The sequence below is a fragment of the Spirillospora sp. NPDC029432 genome, from assembly GCF_040703975.1.
In the GTDB taxonomy this organism is placed as follows: Bacteria; Actinomycetota; Actinomycetes; order Streptosporangiales; family Streptosporangiaceae; genus Spirillospora.
Genome location: NZ_JBEZWH010000018.1, coordinates 126,800 through 142,487 on the forward strand (window position 1 = coordinate 126,800; position 15,688 = coordinate 142,487).

The 15,688-nt window shown below is 73.6% G+C and carries 16 protein-coding genes; 10 read left to right on the forward strand and 6 right to left on the reverse strand.

Features of this window, described 5'->3' with window-relative positions; all coding sequences use genetic code 11:
- The first annotated feature begins 10 nt into the window (after window positions 1–10).
- On the forward strand, window positions 11–685 hold the full coding sequence (locus tag AB0881_RS17345) for a TetR/AcrR family transcriptional regulator (RefSeq protein ID WP_366617913.1): 675 nt from the start codon (window positions 11–13) through the stop codon (window positions 683–685).
- On the opposite strand, the gene AB0881_RS17350 is transcribed toward AB0881_RS17345, so the two are convergent.
- From AB0881_RS17350 to AB0881_RS17365, 4 genes are all read right to left on the reverse strand, one after another.
- On the reverse strand, window positions 677–2,725 hold the full coding sequence (locus AB0881_RS17350; RefSeq protein ID WP_366617914.1) for a xanthine dehydrogenase family protein molybdopterin-binding subunit: 2,049 nt from the start codon (window positions 2,723–2,725) through the stop codon (window positions 677–679). The two genes, AB0881_RS17345 and AB0881_RS17350, sit on opposite strands and share 9 nt — an antisense overlap.
- On the reverse strand, window positions 2,722–3,732 hold the full coding sequence (locus tag AB0881_RS17355) for a xanthine dehydrogenase family protein subunit M (protein ID WP_366617915.1): 1,011 nt from the start codon (window positions 3,730–3,732) through the stop codon (window positions 2,722–2,724). The genes AB0881_RS17350 and AB0881_RS17355 overlap by 4 nt, the downstream gene beginning before the upstream one ends.
- Complete coding sequence (locus tag AB0881_RS17360) at window positions 3,729–4,292, reverse strand: 2Fe-2S iron-sulfur cluster-binding protein (RefSeq protein WP_366617916.1); 564 nt, start codon at window positions 4,290–4,292, stop codon at window positions 3,729–3,731. Before AB0881_RS17360 ends, AB0881_RS17355 begins: the two co-directional genes overlap by 4 nt.
- Window positions 4,293–4,405: 113 nt before the next feature.
- On the reverse strand, window positions 4,406–4,750 hold the full coding sequence (locus AB0881_RS17365) for a phage holin family protein (RefSeq protein WP_366617917.1): 345 nt from the start codon (window positions 4,748–4,750) through the stop codon (window positions 4,406–4,408).
- 157 nt (window positions 4,751–4,907) lie between these two features.
- Between AB0881_RS17365 and AB0881_RS17370 the strand changes: the two genes are divergently transcribed.
- Together AB0881_RS17370 and AB0881_RS17375 are read left to right on the forward strand one after the other, a co-directional pair.
- A complete protein-coding gene (locus AB0881_RS17370) occupies window positions 4,908–6,119 on the forward strand; it encodes a helix-turn-helix domain-containing protein (protein ID WP_366617918.1) in 1,212 nt (403 codons plus the stop codon).
- 96 nt (window positions 6,120–6,215) lie between these two features.
- Window positions 6,216–6,359: a hypothetical protein gene (locus AB0881_RS17375; RefSeq protein ID WP_366617919.1), complete on the forward strand. Its 144-nt coding sequence runs from the start codon at window positions 6,216–6,218 to the stop codon at window positions 6,357–6,359.
- Between the two features lie 7 nt (window positions 6,360–6,366).
- Here the strand turns inward: AB0881_RS17375 and AB0881_RS17380 are convergent, their stop codons facing one another.
- On the reverse strand, window positions 6,367–7,518 hold the full coding sequence (locus tag AB0881_RS17380) for an enolase C-terminal domain-like protein (RefSeq protein ID WP_366617920.1): 1,152 nt from the start codon (window positions 7,516–7,518) through the stop codon (window positions 6,367–6,369).
- Entirely contained in the window at window positions 7,515–8,558 is a 1,044-nt protein-coding gene (locus tag AB0881_RS17385; RefSeq protein ID WP_366617921.1) for a LacI family DNA-binding transcriptional regulator, read from the reverse strand. Before AB0881_RS17385 ends, AB0881_RS17380 begins: the two co-directional genes overlap by 4 nt.
- A gap of 160 nt (window positions 8,559–8,718) precedes the next feature.
- Here AB0881_RS17385 and AB0881_RS17390 point away from each other — a divergent pair, with 160 nt between their 5' ends.
- From AB0881_RS17390 to AB0881_RS17420, 7 genes are all read left to right on the forward strand, one after another.
- Window positions 8,719–9,579, forward strand: a complete 861-nt coding sequence (locus tag AB0881_RS17390) for an ABC transporter permease (protein ID WP_366617922.1) — start codon at window positions 8,719–8,721, stop codon at window positions 9,577–9,579.
- Between the two features lie 42 nt (window positions 9,580–9,621).
- Window positions 9,622–10,641: an ABC transporter substrate-binding protein gene (locus tag AB0881_RS17395; RefSeq protein WP_366617923.1), complete on the forward strand. Its 1,020-nt coding sequence runs from the start codon at window positions 9,622–9,624 to the stop codon at window positions 10,639–10,641.
- A 12-nt stretch (window positions 10,642–10,653) separates the two neighbouring features.
- Window positions 10,654–11,463, forward strand: coding sequence for an ABC transporter ATP-binding protein (locus AB0881_RS17400; RefSeq protein WP_366617924.1), 810 nt, complete (start codon window positions 10,654–10,656; stop codon window positions 11,461–11,463).
- 50 nt (window positions 11,464–11,513) lie between these two features.
- The gene (locus AB0881_RS17405; RefSeq protein ID WP_366617925.1) at window positions 11,514–12,662 is read left to right on the forward strand and encodes a Gfo/Idh/MocA family oxidoreductase; all 1,149 of its coding nucleotides are present in this window, start codon (window positions 11,514–11,516) and stop codon (window positions 12,660–12,662) included.
- Window positions 12,659–13,786, forward strand: a complete 1,128-nt coding sequence (locus tag AB0881_RS17410; RefSeq protein WP_366617926.1) for a dihydrodipicolinate synthase family protein — start codon at window positions 12,659–12,661, stop codon at window positions 13,784–13,786. The genes AB0881_RS17405 and AB0881_RS17410 overlap by 4 nt, the downstream gene beginning before the upstream one ends.
- A complete protein-coding gene (locus AB0881_RS17415) occupies window positions 13,783–14,595 on the forward strand; it encodes a sugar phosphate isomerase/epimerase (protein WP_366617927.1) in 813 nt (270 codons plus the stop codon). Before AB0881_RS17410 ends, AB0881_RS17415 begins: the two co-directional genes overlap by 4 nt.
- A gap of 32 nt (window positions 14,596–14,627) precedes the next feature.
- A partial coding sequence (locus AB0881_RS17420) for a hypothetical protein (protein WP_366617928.1) occupies window positions 14,628–15,688 on the forward strand: 1,061 nt, incomplete at its 3' end.

The window sequence follows — 15,688 nt, forward strand, 5'->3', positions numbered from 1 at the left end:
AGGACGTGACGTGCCCAGGACGAGCGACGGCAGCCCCGCCCCGCGGCCCCGCCGGGTCCGCAAGGAACCCGACGAGCGCCGGGACCAGATCCTCGCCTGCGCGCGGGCGCTGTTCAGCAGCCGCCCGTACGGGACGGTCTCCAACACCGAGATCGCCGCCGCGGCCGGGGTCAGCCGCGGGCTGCTGAACCACTACTTCGGCACCAAGCGCGAGCTGTACCTGGCGGCGGTGACGGAGATGATGAGCGTGCCGCCGATCCCGGCGCCGCGCTGCGCGGCGGGCGCGACCGTCCGCGAACGGGTCGGGCACAGCATCGACGCCTGGCTGGAGCTGCTCGACCGCAACCGGGAGACCTGGATCGCGGCGCTCGACATGAACTCCTCGGGCGGGGACGCCGAGCTCGACGCGATCCTGGAGGAGGCCAGGGACCGCGCGGTCGGGCACATGACCGAGGTGGTCGGGCTGACCGCGCTGTCGCGGGAGCACGCGGAGGTGCGGTCGGCGTTCCGCGCGTACTCCGGGATGGCGGAGGCCACCTCGCGGGAGTGGCTCAAGCAGGGCCGGCTGACGCGCGCCCAGGTGCACCTCCTGCTTCAGGAGGTGCTGCTGAACCTGGTCGAGGAGATCGTTCCGCGGCTGGTGGAGTCGGTACGGGACCGGCCGCCCTCGGACGGCTCAGAGTGACGGCAGCAGCGCCGCCGGGGTGATCGGCAGCTCGCGGACCCGGACGCCGGTGGCGTGGTGGACGGCGTTGGCGATCGCCGCCGCCGCGCCGACGATCCCGATCTCGCCGATGCCCTTGCCGCCGATCGGGTTGAGGTGCGGGTCGTCCTCCTCGATCCAGACCGCGTCCATGCCGGCCACGTCCGCGCACGCGGGCACGTGGTACTGGGCGAGGTCGTGGTTGAGGTAGTCGCCGAACTCCTCGTCCATCACGCTCCGCTCCATCAGCGCCATCCCGAGTCCCATCGTCATGCCGCCGAGGAACTGCGACCGCGCGGTCGTCGGGTTGACGATCCGGCCGGCCGCGAACACCCCGAGCATCCGCGGCACCCGGACCTCGCCGGTGTCGGCGTCCACCTCCACCTCGGCGAAGTGCGCCCCGAACGCGTGCCGGGCGTACTTCTCCTGCGCCTTGATCTCCTCGGTCGTGTCGGCCGACACCTCCGTGCCGGGCGGCGCGTCCCGTACGGCCTCGCAGGCGCGGACGACCGCCGTGCCCCAGCTGGCGGTGCCGGTCGAGCCGCCCGCGACCGACGCCCGCGGCAGGTCGCTGTCGCCGATCTCCACGGTCACCCGGGACGGCTCCACGCCCAGCGCCTCCGCCGCGATGATCGTCAGCGCGGTGCGGGCGCCGGTGCCGATGTCGGTGGCGGCGATCCGCACCGTGCAGCGCCCGTCCGGCTCGCGCCGCGCGGTGGCCCGGCACGGCGCCCGGTTCGCCGGGTACGTCGCGGACGCCACCCCCGTACCGCGCAGCTTGCGGCCGCGCCGCGCCATCGAGCGCGGCGCCGGGTCGCGCTCCGCCCAGCCGAACCGGGCGGCGCCCTCGCGCAGGCACCCGATCAGGTTGCGGGAGCTGAACGGCAGCCCGCTCTCCGGCTCGGCGTCCGGCTCGTTGCGGACGCGCAGCTCGATCGGGTCGACGCCGGCGGCGAACGCCAGCTCGTCCATCGCGCACTCCAGCGCGAACATCCCCGGCGTCTCCCCCGGCGCCCGCATCCACGACGGCGTCGGCACGTCCAGGGTGTTCAGCCGGTGCGCGGTCCGCAGGTTGGGCGCCCGGTACATGGTGCGGGCCGGCGTCCCGGCCTGCTCGGCGAACTCCCGGACGGTCGAGGTCTGCACGAGCACCTCGTGGATGAGCGTGCTGAGCCGGCCGTCCTCGTCCGCGCCCAGCCGCACCCGCTGGACGGTCGGCGACCGGTAGCCGGTGATCGCGAACATCTGCTGCCGCGTCACCGCGTACTTCACCGGCCGCCCGGCGGCCTTCGCCGCCATCGCCGCGAGCACGACGTTGGGACGCGGCGTCCCCTTGGACCCGAACCCGCCGCCCACATGGGACGCCACCACGCGGATCCGGGACGGGTCCAGCCCGAAGATCTCGGCGAGGGCCGCGTTCACGGACGAGGCGCCCTGGTTGGAGTCGTACACGACCAGGCGGTCGTCCTCCTCCCACAGCGCCAGCGTCGTGTGCGGCTCCATCGGGTTGTTGTGCTGCGCGGGCGTCCGGTACGTCGCGTCGATCTGCACCGCGCAGGTGGCGAGCGTGTCGTCCGGGCGGCCCTGCTCGGTGTCGGCCGGGAAGCCGGCGTTGACCTTCTCCGGCTTGTAGAGGGTCGGGTGGTCGCGGCGCATGCGCACGTCGTGCGGCTCGGGGGCGTACTCGACCCGGACCTTGCGGGCCGCCTCCTGCGCGGTCTCCAGGGTCTCGGCGACCACCGCGGCCACGAGCTGGCCCCGGTAGGAGACGCGGCGGGACTGGAACAGCGCCAGCTCGCCGTCCGTATCGGGCGGCAGCTCGGGCGCGTTCTCGCAGGACAGCACGGTCAGGACGCCGGGCTGTTCGAGCGCGGGCCCGGCGTCCACGGACCTGATCTCGCCCTTCCCGATGGTCGCGGGGACGGCGCACAGGTAGGCGGCGTTCGCCACCGGGTACTCGAACGCGTACCGGGCCCGCCCGGTGATCTTCTCCCGGGCCTCCACCCGTTCCATCGCCGTCATCGGCCCTCCCCCCGGTCCCCGGCGAGCTCCGTGATCTCCATCAGCGTCCGCACGATCAGGTTGCGCGCCAGCCGGACCTTGTAGGTGTTGTCGCGCAGCGGCTTGGCCGCCTCCAGCTCGGCCTCGGCGGCCCGGATGAACGCCTCCTCGGTCGCGGGGGCGCCGCGCAGCCGGTCCTCCATGCGCCAGGCCCGCCACGGCTGGTGGGCGACCCCGCCCAGCGCGACGCGGCTCTCCTGGACGGTGCCGTCGACCACGTCCAGCGCGGCGGCGACGGAGACGAGCGCGAACGCGAACGAGGCCCGTTCGCGGACCTTCCGGTAGCGGGACGGCATGTCGAGCGGGCTCACCTCGACGCCCGTGATGAGCTCGCCCGGCTCCAGGGTGGTGTCGCGGTCCGGCTCGTTGCCGGGCAGGCGGTAGAGGGGCTCGGGGCCGCGTCCCACCAGCGGTACGACGCGCTGGCCCTCGCCGTTGCGGATCCGGACGCGCGCGTCCAGCGCCGCCAGCGCGACCGCCATGTCGGACGGGTGCGTGGCCACGCAGTCGTGCGAGTGCCCGAGGATCGCCAGATTGCTGTGGTCGCCCTCGATGGCGGGGCAGCCCGTGCCGGGACTCCTCTTGTTGCAGGGCTTGGTGACGTCCTGGAAATAGGGGCAGCGGGTGCGCTGCAGCAGGTTGCCGCCGACGGTGGCCATGTTTCGGATCTGCCCGGACGCCCCCGCGAGGACGGCCTGGGCGAGCATGGGGAAGCGCCTCCGCACGGCGTCGTGCGCGGCGAGGTCGCTGTTCCTGACGGCGGCGCCTATCGCGAGGCCGCCGTCCGGCTCCTCCTCGACGGTGTCGTACGGCAGGCGCGTGACGTCCACCAGCCGCTCGGGCTCGGCGACGCCCAACCGCATCAGGTCCACGAGGTTGGTGCCGCCGCCCAGGTAGGAGGCGTTCCCGGTGTGGCTCGCGAGCGCGTCCTGGGCGCTGGCGGCCCGCTCGTACGTGAACGGCCTCACGACCGCACCCCTTCCTGGGCCCCGGCCTGCCGGATCGCGGCGACGATGTTGGCGTACGCGCCGCACCGGCACAGGTTGCCGCTCATGCGCTCGCGGATCTCGGCGTCGGTCAGCGCGGGCCGCCCGGCGAGGTCGCCGGTCACCGCGCTGGGCCGGCCGTCGGCGATCTCGCCGAGCATCCCGGCCGCCGAGCACAGCTGCCCGGGCGTGCAGTAGCCGCACTGGAACGCGTCGCACTCGACGAACGCCTCCTGGAGCGGCGCGAGCTCGTCCGGCCCGCCCGGCGCCAGCCCCTCCACGGTGACGACGTCCGCGCCGTCGTGCGCGACGGCCAGCGCCAGGCAGGCGTTCGCGCGGCGCCCGTCCAGCAGGACCGTGCAGGCGCCGCACTGGCCGTGGTCGCAGCCCTTCTTGGACCCGGTCAGCCCGAGTCGCTCGCGCAGCACGTCCAGGATCGACGCCCGCGTTTCGACGGTGATCCGCTGCTCGCTCCCGTTCACGAACAAGGTGATCTCGGCATGGGCGGGCCGCGCGGCCCCCGAGCCGTCAGCACTCTCCATGGACGCGTCCCTACCCGCGATCACGCGAGTGAGTCAGGCGCGTACCCGGAGTGGCGGAACGGGTGGCGGAACGGGTGTCGGAACGGGCCGCGGCGAACCGGGACGCGCCGGGCTCAGGTCGAGTCGGCGATGATCTCGGCTACCTGGCGCGCGGTCTCGGTCGGCAGCGGTGCGGGCAGGCCGCGCCAGCGGCGGGCGGCGAGCATCGCGGCGCCGGCGGCGCCGCCGGAGTACGCGGCGGCCGCGACCAGCGCGGCGGCCTCGGGCGGCAGCTTCTTCTCCAGCAGCAGGAGGTTGAGCCGGTACGTGGAGGCGGTGGCGAGCAGCCCCAGCGTCCCGGCGAGCGCGCCGAATCTGAGCGCGGGGAACCGCTGCCGCGCCTTCTCCCACATCTCCCGCTGCGCGGCGTCCACCACGGACCGTGCGACCACGAGATTCTGCTCCGTCGACTCGCTCATGACCGACCCTGCCATAAGCGCCCTTTACCCCCACCGAACGGACAAACACCTCCTTTCAGGTCATTCCGAAACCGCCGATTCCACTGCAACCTCGGACACCAATGTGTGAGATGGGTTACAAGTGACCGTGGGGGGTCTGTCACAGGAGGAGGCAGGAGTGGAGGTTTCCGACGGGCTGCTCGACGTCCGGATGCCCGAGGGCACCACGCCCACGCTCGCCAGGGCGCTCCGCAAGCACGTCCCGAAGATCGCGGCGGAGGCGGTGGCCGAGATCCAGCGCGAGGTGCCGCAGTACGCCCGCCCGCACGACGCCCGCTACTCCGAGGTGCTGGAGCAGGGCGTCGCCTGGGCGATCGGGCACTTCGTCGACCTGATGGCCGACCCGGAGACCTCGTCCGCCGAGATCGTGGAGTTCTTCCGGGGCGTCGGGGTCGGCGAGGCGCGCGAGGGCCGCGACCTGGAGTCCCTCCAGCGCGCCCTGCGCACCGGCGCCGGCGTCGCCGTCCGCCGGCTCACCGAGGCGTCCGAGCGCACCCCCCACCGCGTCACCGCCGCCATCATCGCCGAGGTCGCGCAGGCCGTCCTCGGCTACATCGACCGGCTGGTGGGCGTGGTCGCCGAAGGCCACGCCGAGGTGTCGGCCCGCGCCATCGGCGAGCGCCGCAACCGCCGCCGCGAGCTGCTCGAACTGCTCATCGGCGAACCGGCGCCGCGGCTCGCCGACCTCCGCGAGCCCGCCCGGCTGGCCGAGTGGCGGCTGCCCCGCACCGTCGCCGCGCTCGCGCTGGGCGAGCGGCGCCCCGACGTCCACCCGCCCGCCCTGCCGGACGAGATCCTCCCCGGCCTGCACCTGGACGAGCCGTGCCTGATCGTCCCCGATCCGGCCGGACCCGGCCGCGACCGGATGCTGCGCTCCGGGCTGCGCGACTGGATCGGCGCCCTCGGCCCCACCGTCGAGATCACCGAGCTGGCCAAGTCGCTGCGCTGGGCCCGCCAGGCGCTCGCCCTCGCCACCGCGTCCGTCATCGGCCACGACGGCCTCGTCCACGCCGACCGGCACATCCCGCTCCTGGTGATGACCCAGGACCGCGAACTCCTCGACCGCGCCGCCGCCCGCCGGCTGGAACCGCTGATGAAGCTGCGCCCGTCGCAGCGGCAGCGCCTCGCCGAGACCTTCCTGGCCTCGCTCGAGTGCGGCTTCAACGCCACCCAGGTCTCGGTACGCCTCCAGGTCCACGCCCAGACCATCCGCTACCGCCTCCGCCAGCTGGAGACGTTCTTCGGCGACGACATCTACGACCCCGCCCAGCGCCTGGAGTTCCACATGCTCCTGCACGCCTGGCTCGCCACCCGCCGGGGGCAGGTCTAGACCATTTTGCGTTAGAGGGCCGGTGATCCCGAAAATCTCCTTCTCCGGTCGATCACCGGAGCCCGAATCGATCGTTGAAGGAGGACGGCGGCAACCGTGAGCACTTCTCTGGCGAACCCCCGTCGTACCCGGCTCGTCTCCTGGCCCTCGCAGGGCGCGGAGACCTCGGACCAGGAGCAGCCGGCGACCACCGCCGAGCCGGCCCCGTCCGCGGCCGAGGAACAGAGCGCGGGGCAGTAGGCCGCGCTCAGCCGCCCAGGACATCGACGGTGAGCCTTCTCACGGTGGCCTCGTCCACCTCCACGCCCAGCCCCGGGCCGTCGGGGACGTGCGCCGTGCCGCCCTCGACCCGCACGGTCGAGGCGGCGTAGGGGGACTCCACGAACTGCCGGCCGTTCAGGTCGACGGGCGTGTCGATGCCGTACGCGGCGAACAGGTGCAGCGAGGCGGCCAGACCCAGGTCGGAGTCCGTCAGGCCGGAGCCCATCAGCTGGACTCCGGCGTCCTCGGCCAGCGCGCACAGCCGGCGCGAGAGGGTCGGGCCGCCGCTGCGCTGCACCTTGGCGATCGCGATGTCGATCGCGTCCAGCTTCACGAACGTGGCCAGGTCGGACGGGTGCCGCAGGCTCTCGTCCAGCGCGACCGGGACGGGGCAGTCCGCGCGCAGCCGGCGCAGCCCGGCGACGTCGTTCGCGGGCAGCGGCTGCTCGAACGCGGTGACGCCCAGCGGGCCCAGCCGGCGCGCCATGCGCAGGGCCGCGTGCGCCGTGTACCCCTGGTTGGCGTCCACCCACAGCGGGGCGTCCGGTCCGGCGTGCGCGCGGACGGCCTCGACCACGGCGGCGTCGGTCGCCTCGTCGTGCAGGCCGATCTTGACCTTGAACGCGCCGTACCCGAGGCCGCGCCCCTCGGCGACGCTGTCCCCCACTTCGGCGGGCGACTGGCCGGAGACGACCCACGCGAGTTCGATCCGGTCGGTACGCCGCGCACCCCACAGCACGCCGCAGGGGACGCCCGCGGCGCGGCCCAGGAGGTCGTTCAGCGCCATGTCGACGGCGCACTTGGCGAGCGGGGCGCCGATGCTGAAGCCGCGGTTGATCGTGCGGTCGAAGATCCGGGCGATGCCGTCCAGGTCCCAGGCCGGGCGGCCGAGGATCGCGGGGGCCAGGTAGCGGTCGATCGTGGTGACGATCGACTCGGCGGTCTCGTACGTCCAGGCGGGGATGGGCGTCGCCTCGCCCCAGCCGGTGGCGCCGCCGGCGTCCACCCGGACCAGGATCCGGATGCTGGGCCGGCCGGCGACGGCGACCGCTCCGCCGGCCACGCCGAACGAGCGGCGGGTCGGGAGGGCGACCGGGAAGGTCTGGACGCGTTCGATCTTCAGATCGCCGAGGTTCAACGCTTCCCCCTGGGAGCCGCGGTGCTGGTGCGGAGGACGACCTCGCCGGGCATGCGCTCGACGCGGCTGCGGCGCGCGGGGTCGCGGACGGCCAGTTCCATGACGCGCTCGCCCATCAGGTCCAGCGGGAGCGCGACGGTCGTGAGCGGCGGCGTGAGGTCGCGGACGATCGGTATGTCGTCGAAGCCCGCCAGCGACACCTCGTCCGGGACGCTCACGCCGTTGTCGCGGAACGCGGCGAGCGCGCCGATGGCCATCACGTCGGTCACGGCGAACACGCAGGTGGGGAGCTCGCCGCGGCGGATCAGCTCGGTGGCCGCCGCGTAGCCGCCGTCGCGGGTGAACGCGGCCTCGACGACGCGGCTGTCCGGCAGTTCCAGCCCGGCCTCGGCGACGGCCGCGGCGAAGCCGCCGAAGCGGTCGGCGACCGTGGTCAGCTCGCGCGGGCCGGTGAGGACGGCGAAGTCGCGGTGCCCGAGCTCCAGCAGGGACGCGGCGAGCGCGGCGGCGCCCTCGCGGTTCTGCGGCAGGACGGTGTCGACCTTGAGGCTGCGGTGCCGGCTGACGACGGCGACCCGGCCGCCGGCCCGCTGGTACGGCTCCAGCTCGGCGCTCATCGACCGCTCCCAGTCGCGGTCCTCGAAGCCGGAGCCGATCAGCAGGATGGCGCGGGCCCGCTGGGCGCGCAGCGTCGCGATGTACTCGATCTCCCGGGCCGGGTCGCGGAACGTGCTGGCCAGCATGACCATCAGGTCCCGGTCGGACGCGGCGCGCATCACGCCGCGGGCGACGCTGGCGAAGTAGGGGTCGCTGACATCGTGGCAGATCACCCCGATGACCTTGCTGGACGAGCTGGCGAGCGCCTGCGCATGGGCGTTGGGCGTGTACGCGAGGACGCCGGCGGCGGCCAGCACCTTCTCCCGTAGATCGGCTCTGACCTGCGCGGTCCCGTTCAGCACGCGCGACGCGGTGGCCAGCGAGACGCCGGCCCGGTGGGCGACGTCCTGGAGCGTCACGTGCTGCCGTTCCGGCTCGGTCATGGCGCCTCCCGGTGGGGGTTTTCCGTGTGCGACGGTACGCCGGTCGATATTGCCGCGCCTGACCTCTTGACCGGATCGTCCGCTGTTCTTACGGTCATAGCCATAGTAGCCGAGAAAGCGCTTTCAGAGAGCGCTTTCTGAGACCGCCATCGGAGGTCCCATGGTGACCACGCCCGCGTCAACGGCCGCACCCGTGAAGGGGGTGGCCGCCCGCGACGCGCCCGGCGCGGGCGAGCGCGTGCGGGACGCGCTCGAACGCACCTGGCGCCCCGTCGGCCTGCTGTTCGCCTGCCTCGCCGCCTGGTGGGGGGTCACCGCGGCCGGGCTGGTGGAGCCCTACCTCGTGCCGTCCCCCGGGACGACGCTGGGCGTGATGGGCGACAAGGCGTCCTACATCTGGCACCACACGTGGATCACCACGTACGAGACGCTGCTCGGCTTCGCGATCGCGGTCGTCGTCGGCATCGCCGCCGCGGTGATCATGGTGTACTCCACCACGGTCGAGAAGACCCTCTACCCCATCCTGCTGTTCGCGCAGGTCATCCCCAAGATCGCGATCGCCCCGCTGTTCGTGGTGTGGCTCGGCTTCGGGCTCGCGCCCAAGATCGTGGTGGCCGTGCTCATCGCGTTCTTCCCCGTGGTCATCTCGATGGTCACCGGGCTGAAGGCGGTGGACCCGGAGATGCTCCAGCTGTCCTCGACGATGGGCGCCGGGCCGATGCAGACGTTCGCGAAGATCCGGTTCCCGGCCTCGCTGCCGCACCTGTTCTCCGGGCTCAAGGTGGCCGTCACGCTGGCCGTCACCGGCGCCGTCGTCGGCGAGTTCGTCGGCGCCAACGAGGGCCTCGGGTACGTGATCCTGCAGGCCAACGGCAACCTCGACACCCCCATGCTGTTCGCCGGGCTGCTGGTCATGTCGCTGATCGGCGTCATCCTCTTCGTCCTGGTCGAACTGGCCGAACACCTCCTGCTGCCCTGGCACGCCAGCCGCCGCGGCGAGGCCGTGACCACCACCTACTAGCGGACACCCGCCCACCGGCGGGCCCACCCCCACGGAGACCCCATGAAACTCCGCACGTTCGCCATCGCCCTCGTCCCCGCGCTGGCCCTCACCGCGGCCGCCTGCGGCGGCGGCTCCGAGGAGACCACCAGCGCCTCCGGCAAGAAGCTCACCAAGGTCAGCCTGACCCTGAACTGGTACCCGTACGGCGAGCACGCGCCCTTCTACTACGGCGTGAAGCAGAAGATCTACGAGAAGCACGGCATCGACCTGGAGATCAAGGCCGGCCAGGGCTCGCAGAAGACCGTGCAGGCCACCGGCGCGGGGCAGACCGACTTCGGCTGGGCCGACACCCCGGCGCTGCTGGCCGCGGTCGACAAGGGCATGCCGATCAAGAGCATCGGCGTGTACCTCCAGACGACCCCCGCCTCGGTCCAGGCGTTCGAGACCACCGGGATCAAGACGCCGGCCGACCTCAAGGGCAAGAAGATCGCCGGTACGGCCGGGGACGCGCTGTCGCGCACGTTCCCCGTGTTCCTGAAGAAGAACGGGCTCGCCGAGACCGACGTCCGGATCCAGAACACCGACCCGGCGGGCAAGATGGCCGCCGTCATGTCGGGGCAGGCCGACGGCCTGGTCGGGTTCGCCAACGACCAGGGCCCGATCATGAAGGACAAGTCCAAGAAGGCCACCACCGCGCTGCGCTTCTCCGAGCACGGGCTGAACTTCTTCTCCAACGGCCTGATGGTCGGCGAGCGCAAGCTCAAGAGCGACGGCGACCTGGTCAAGCGGATGGTCGCGGCCACCAGCGAGTCCTGGACGGCCGCGCAGAAGGACGAGGCCGGCGCGGTCGCGTCGATGGCCGGGGCGTCCGACCAGCTGCCGCCCGTCCCGGTCGTCACCGAGCAGTTCAAGGCCACGCTCGGCCTGCTGCACACCGACGCCACCAAGGGCAAGGCGCCCGGTGTCAACACCGAGGCGGACTGGAAGACGACCATCGACGTCTTCCACCAGGCCGGCGTCATCAGCAAGGCCCAGGCGCCCGCCGAGTACTGGCAGGCCGACACCGCACCCCAGGGCTGACCTATGAGGATCATGAGCAAGCCGGAGACCGGGACCGCCGCGACCGCCGAGGGCGCCGCCGTCCGCCTGGACGACGTGGCCGTCCGATTCCGCAGCCGCAAGCGCGACGTCACCGCGCTGCACGAGGTGTCGCTGGACGTCGCCATGGGCGAGTTCGTGGCGATCGTGGGCCCGTCCGGCTGCGGCAAGTCCACGCTGCTGAAGCTGGTCGCGGGGCTACTCAAGCCCACGTCGGGCGACGTGCGGCTGCGCGGCGAGCGGGTGGCGGGGCCGCGGCACGACATCGGGTACGTGTTCCAGCGCGCGGCGCTGCTGGAGTGGCGCAGCGCCCGCAAGAACATCCTGCTCCAGGCGGAGATGCGCAAGATGCCGTCCGACCAGGCCGCGCGCCGCACCGCCGAGCTGATCGAGATGGCCGGCCTGTCCGGGTTCGAGGACGCGCTGCCGCACGAGCTGTCCGGCGGCATGCAGCAGCGGGTGGCGCTGTGCCGCGCGCTGCTGCACGAGCCGCCCGTCCTGCTGATGGACGAGCCGTTCGGCGCCCTGGACGCGCTGACCCGCGAGCAGCTCAACATCGAGCTCAACCGGATCTGGCGGGAGACCGGCACGACGGTCCTGCTGGTCACGCACTCGATCGCCGAGGCCGCGTACCTGGCGAACCGGGTGGTGGTGATGAGCGACCGGCCCGGCACCATCAGGGAGATCATCGAGGTCGACCTGCCGGCCGAGCGCAACTACGCCGAGACCGTCGACCACCCCGAGTTCTCCCGGGTCGCCGCCCGCATCCGGGGGCTGCTCGGGGCCGGCGCGGGCGCCGAGTAGCACCTCAGCAGCTTCGAGCCTTCGAGGCACACCTTTAAGGAAGGAACGGGATGGCACGCAGGTCCATCGGGATCGTCATGAACGGTGTCACCGGCCGCATGGGATACCGCCAGCATCTCCTCCGCTCGATCCTGGCGATCCGGGACGCCGGCGGGCTGCCGCTGGCCGACGGCACCGTCCTGTGGCCCGAGCCGGTGCTCGTCGGCCGCAGCGAGCAGAAGCTGCGCGACCTCGCCGAACGGCACGGGCTGGAGCACTGGACGACCGATCTGGCCGAGGCCCTGGAACGCTCCGACACCGAGATCTACTTCGACGCCCAGGTCACCTCGGCCCGGGAGACCGCGATCCGCGCGGCGATCGCGGCCGGGATGCACGTCTACACCGAGAAGCCGCTGGCGGAGGGCCTGGAGGAGGCCCTCGCGCTGGCCCGGCTCGCGGACGAGGCGGGCATCCGGCACGGGGTCGTCCAGGACAAGCTGTTCCTGCCGGGGCTGCGCAAGCTCCAGCGGCTGATGGACGGCGGGTTCTTCGGGCGGATCCTGTCGGTGCGCGGCGAGTTCGGGTACTGGGTGTTCGAGGGCGACTGGCAGGAGGCCCAGCGGCCGAGCTGGAACTACCGGGCCGAGGACGGCGGCGGGATCATCCTCGACATGTTCGCCCACTGGCGGTACGTGCTCGACGCGATCGCGCCGGTCCGGTCCGTGCAGGCGCTCGGCGCGACGCACATCCCGGAGCGGGTGGACGAGCACGGCAAGCCGTACGAGGCCACCGCCGACGACGCCGCGTACGGGATCTTCGAGCTGGAGGGCGGGATCGTCGCGCAGATCAACTCGTCCTGGACGACCCGCGTCTTCCGCGACGAGCTGGTGGAGTTCCAGGTGGACGGCACGGAGGGCTCGGCGGTGGCGGGGCTGCGGCGCTGCCGCGTCCAGCACCGCTCGATGACGCCCAAGCCCGTCTGGAACCCCGACCTGCCCGCCACCGAGGACTTCCGCGGCCAGTGGCAGGAGATCCCGGACAACGAGGAGTTCGACAACGGCTTCAAGGCGCAGTGGGAGATGTTCCTGCGGCACGTGTACGACGACGGCCCGTTCGCGTGGGACTTCTACGCGGGCGCGCGGGGCGTCCAGCTGGCCGAGCTGGGGCTGCGGGCGTGGCGCGAGGGCCGCCGGCTGGACGTGCCGGAGCTGGCCCGATGAAGGTCGTGCTCCCGTCCGCCGGGGGGCTCGTCCCGTACACGCTCGGCGAGCCGCGCGCGTTCGCGCGTCCCGCGGGGCCCGCCGCCTCGCGGGTGGCGTACGCGGCGGCCCATGTCGTGCCCGACCCGTTCGGGGAGTCGCTCGACTGGGACGCGACGCTGGCGTTCCGCGAGCACCTGTGGTCGTACGGGCTCGGCGTCGCCGAGGCGATGGACACGGCGCAGCGCGGGATGGGCCTGGACTGGGACGTCACGCGGGAGCTGATCCTGCGCAGCGGCGCGGCGGCCCGCGCCCGCGGCGGCCTCATCGCCTGCGGCGCGGGCACCGACCAGCTCCCGCCCGGCCCGGCGTCCCTGGACGCGATCGCGGCCGCGTACGAGGAGCAGCTCGCGGTCGTGTCCGAGGCCGGAGCCGTGCCGATCCTGATGGCCAGCCGCCAGCTGGCCGCCACCGCGGCCGGCCCCGACGACTACGCCAAGGTGTACGGGCGGCTCCTCTCCCAGCTGGAGCGGCCGGCGATCCTGCACTGGCTGGGCCCGATGTTCGATCCGGCGCTGGAGGGCTACTGGGGCACTCTGGAGCCGGACGGGGCGGCCGCCGCCGTGCTCGCCATCATCGGCGAGCACGCGGCGAAGGTGGACGGCATCAAGGTGTCCCTCCTGGACGCCGGCCGCGAGATCGACCTGCGCCGCCGGCTGCCGGACTCCGTACGCCTCTACACCGGGGACGACTTCAACTACCCCGACCTGATCCGCGACGACGGGCACGGCCACAGCGACGCGCTGCTCGGCGTCTTCGACCCGATCGCGCCCGCCGCGGCGGCGGCCCTGCACGCGCTGGACGCGGGCGACCTCGACGCGTACGAGGAGGCGTTCGCGCCGACGCTGCCACTGGCGCGGCACATCTTCGAGGCGCCGACGTACTACTACAAGACGGGCGTCGTGTTCCTGGCCTGGCTGTCCGGCCACCAGGACCACTTCCGGATGGTCGGCGGGCTGGAGAGCGCGCGGTCCGTGCCGCATCTGGTGCGCCTCTTCCAGCTGGCCGACGGCCTCTACCCGGACCCGGAACTGGCGGCCGCCCGGATGCGCGCCTGGCTGACCGTCCAGGGGGTGGCGCAGTGACCGCCGATCCGCGCTTCAGCCTGAACCAGTGGACGACCCGCCACTGGCCCCTGCCCGACCTCGTCTCCGGCTGCGTCTCGGCGGGCGTGCGCGGGGTGGGCCTGTGGCGGGAGCCGGTCGCCGAGTACGGGCTGGAGCGCACGGCCAAGCTCGTCCGCGACAGCGGCCTGAAGGTCACGTCCCTCTGCCGGGGCGGCTTCTTCCAGCAGGAGGGCGCTCTCGCCGAGAACAGGAGGGCCATCGAGGAGGCCGCGGCACTGGAGGCGCCCGCTCTGGTGCTGGTGAGCGGCGGCCTCCCGGACGGCTCCCGCGACATCGACGGCGCCCGTTCCCGGGTGGCCGACGCCCTGGCGGAGCTGGCGCCGTACGCGGGCGAGCACGGCGTCCAGCTGGCGATCGAGCCGCTGCACCCGATGTTCGCCTCGGACCGGTGCGTCGTCTCCACCCTCGGCCAGGCGCTCGACCTGGCCGCGCCCCACCCGGCCGGGCAGGTGGGCGTGGTCGTCGACACCTACCACCTCTGGTGGGACCCCGCCGCGTACGACGGCATCGCGCGGGCGGGCCGCGAGGGGCGCATCGCCGCCTTCCAGGTGGCGGACTGGACGACCCCGCTGCCCGAGGGCGTCCTCGTCGGGCGCGGCATGCTCGGCGACGGCTGCGTGGAGCTGCGCCGCTTCCGCGAGGCCGTAGAGGCCGCCGGCTACACAGGCCCGATCGAGGTGGAGATCTTCAACGAGGAGCTGTGGGCGATGCCCGGCCGGGACGCCCTCGCCCTCACCCTGTCCCGCTTCGCGGAGCACGTCCTGTGACCGGGCGGCGGCTGGCGAGAGCGCCGTGACCGGTGGCTGAGGGCACGGCGGACGGCGCGCCGCGCACGTGGCGGAGCTCGGCGGGCGCCTGGCTCGGCATCGGAACGGCACCGGGCACGCTCGTCCTGGGCGCGCAGGTCGGCGGCCGGCACGACGGCGCCCTGCCGCTGGTCGTGCTGGTCGCCGGCGGGCTCGTCATGGCGGCGCTGCTGGCCGCCCAGGGCGAGCGCGGCCTGCGGCCGCCGGCGGGCGAGAACGCCACGCTCGCCGAGCTGTCGCCGCGCTACCTGCCGCCCGCGACCGACCGCGCCGTGACCGGCCTGCTCGCGCTGGCCATGATCGGCTGGTTCGGCTTCAACGTCGGGCTGGGCGGCGGCGCGGTCGCCGCCCTGACCGGCATGCCCGACACGGCCGGCGTCCTGCTGCTCGCGGCGCCGATCGTCGCGGTGCTGCTGGCGGGCGGCGGGCGCTGGAACGCCGTCGCGCTCATCACCACGCTCACCGCCATCGCGCTGGTCGCCGTGGTGGCCGTCCGGCTGGCGCCGGACTCGCCGCCGGTCGCCGCCGTACCGGACGGCGGGCCGCTGCTGCTGGTCGCCGACCTGGCCGGGTACATCGGGTACGTCTCGGTCTTCGCCGTGCGCGCGCCCGACTTCACCGCCGGGCTGCGCGGCCGGTACGACCTGTGGTGGTGCGTCGGCCTCCTGGTCGTCCCCGCGCTCGCCGCCACCGTCGTCGGCGCCGGGGTGGCCACGTCCAGCGGCTCGACCGACGTGGTGGCGGTGCTGGCCGGGCCGGACGGGCTGCCGGTCGCCAACCTGTTCGTCGCCGCGTCGGTGATCGCGCCGACGCTGGCGGCGGTGCACTCGGGCGTCTTCGCGGTGCGCCGCTTCGCGCCGCGGCTGCCGGACGCGGCGGCGGTTCTCGTCCTCGCCGTCCCCGGAACGGTCCTGGCCGCTACCCGCGTGGACCGGCTCATGCTCGCCTGGCTCACGCTGCTGGCGGCCGTGCTGCCGGCCCTGATCCCGCCGATGACCGCCGAGGCCGTGCGCCGCCGCCGCGCGGCCCGCCGGCGGGCGGACGTCCGGGCGGC

What these genes read in the sequence shown, in the direction of transcription:
- AB0881_RS17350 (WP_366617914.1), bottom strand. Translation starts at nt 2,725, where the DNA reads ATGACGGCGATGGAACGGGTGGAGGCCCGGGAGAAGATCACCGGGCGG.
- AB0881_RS17360 (WP_366617916.1), bottom strand. Translation starts at nt 4,292, where the DNA reads ATGGAGAGTGCTGACGGCTCGGGGGCCGCGCGGCCCGCCCATGCCGAG.
- AB0881_RS17365 (WP_366617917.1), bottom strand. Translation starts at nt 4,750, where the DNA reads ATGAGCGAGTCGACGGAGCAGAATCTCGTGGTCGCACGGTCCGTGGTG.
- AB0881_RS17385 (WP_366617921.1), bottom strand. Translation starts at nt 8,558, where the DNA reads ATGACCGAGCCGGAACGGCAGCACGTGACGCTCCAGGACGTCGCCCAC.
- AB0881_RS17390 (WP_366617922.1), top strand. Translation starts at nt 8,719, where the DNA reads ATGGTGACCACGCCCGCGTCAACGGCCGCACCCGTGAAGGGGGTGGCC.
- AB0881_RS17395 (WP_366617923.1), top strand. Translation starts at nt 9,622, where the DNA reads ATGAAACTCCGCACGTTCGCCATCGCCCTCGTCCCCGCGCTGGCCCTC.
- AB0881_RS17400 (WP_366617924.1), top strand. Translation starts at nt 10,654, where the DNA reads ATGAGCAAGCCGGAGACCGGGACCGCCGCGACCGCCGAGGGCGCCGCC.
- AB0881_RS17405 (WP_366617925.1), top strand. Translation starts at nt 11,514, where the DNA reads ATGGCACGCAGGTCCATCGGGATCGTCATGAACGGTGTCACCGGCCGC.
- AB0881_RS17410 (WP_366617926.1), top strand. Translation starts at nt 12,659, where the DNA reads ATGAAGGTCGTGCTCCCGTCCGCCGGGGGGCTCGTCCCGTACACGCTC.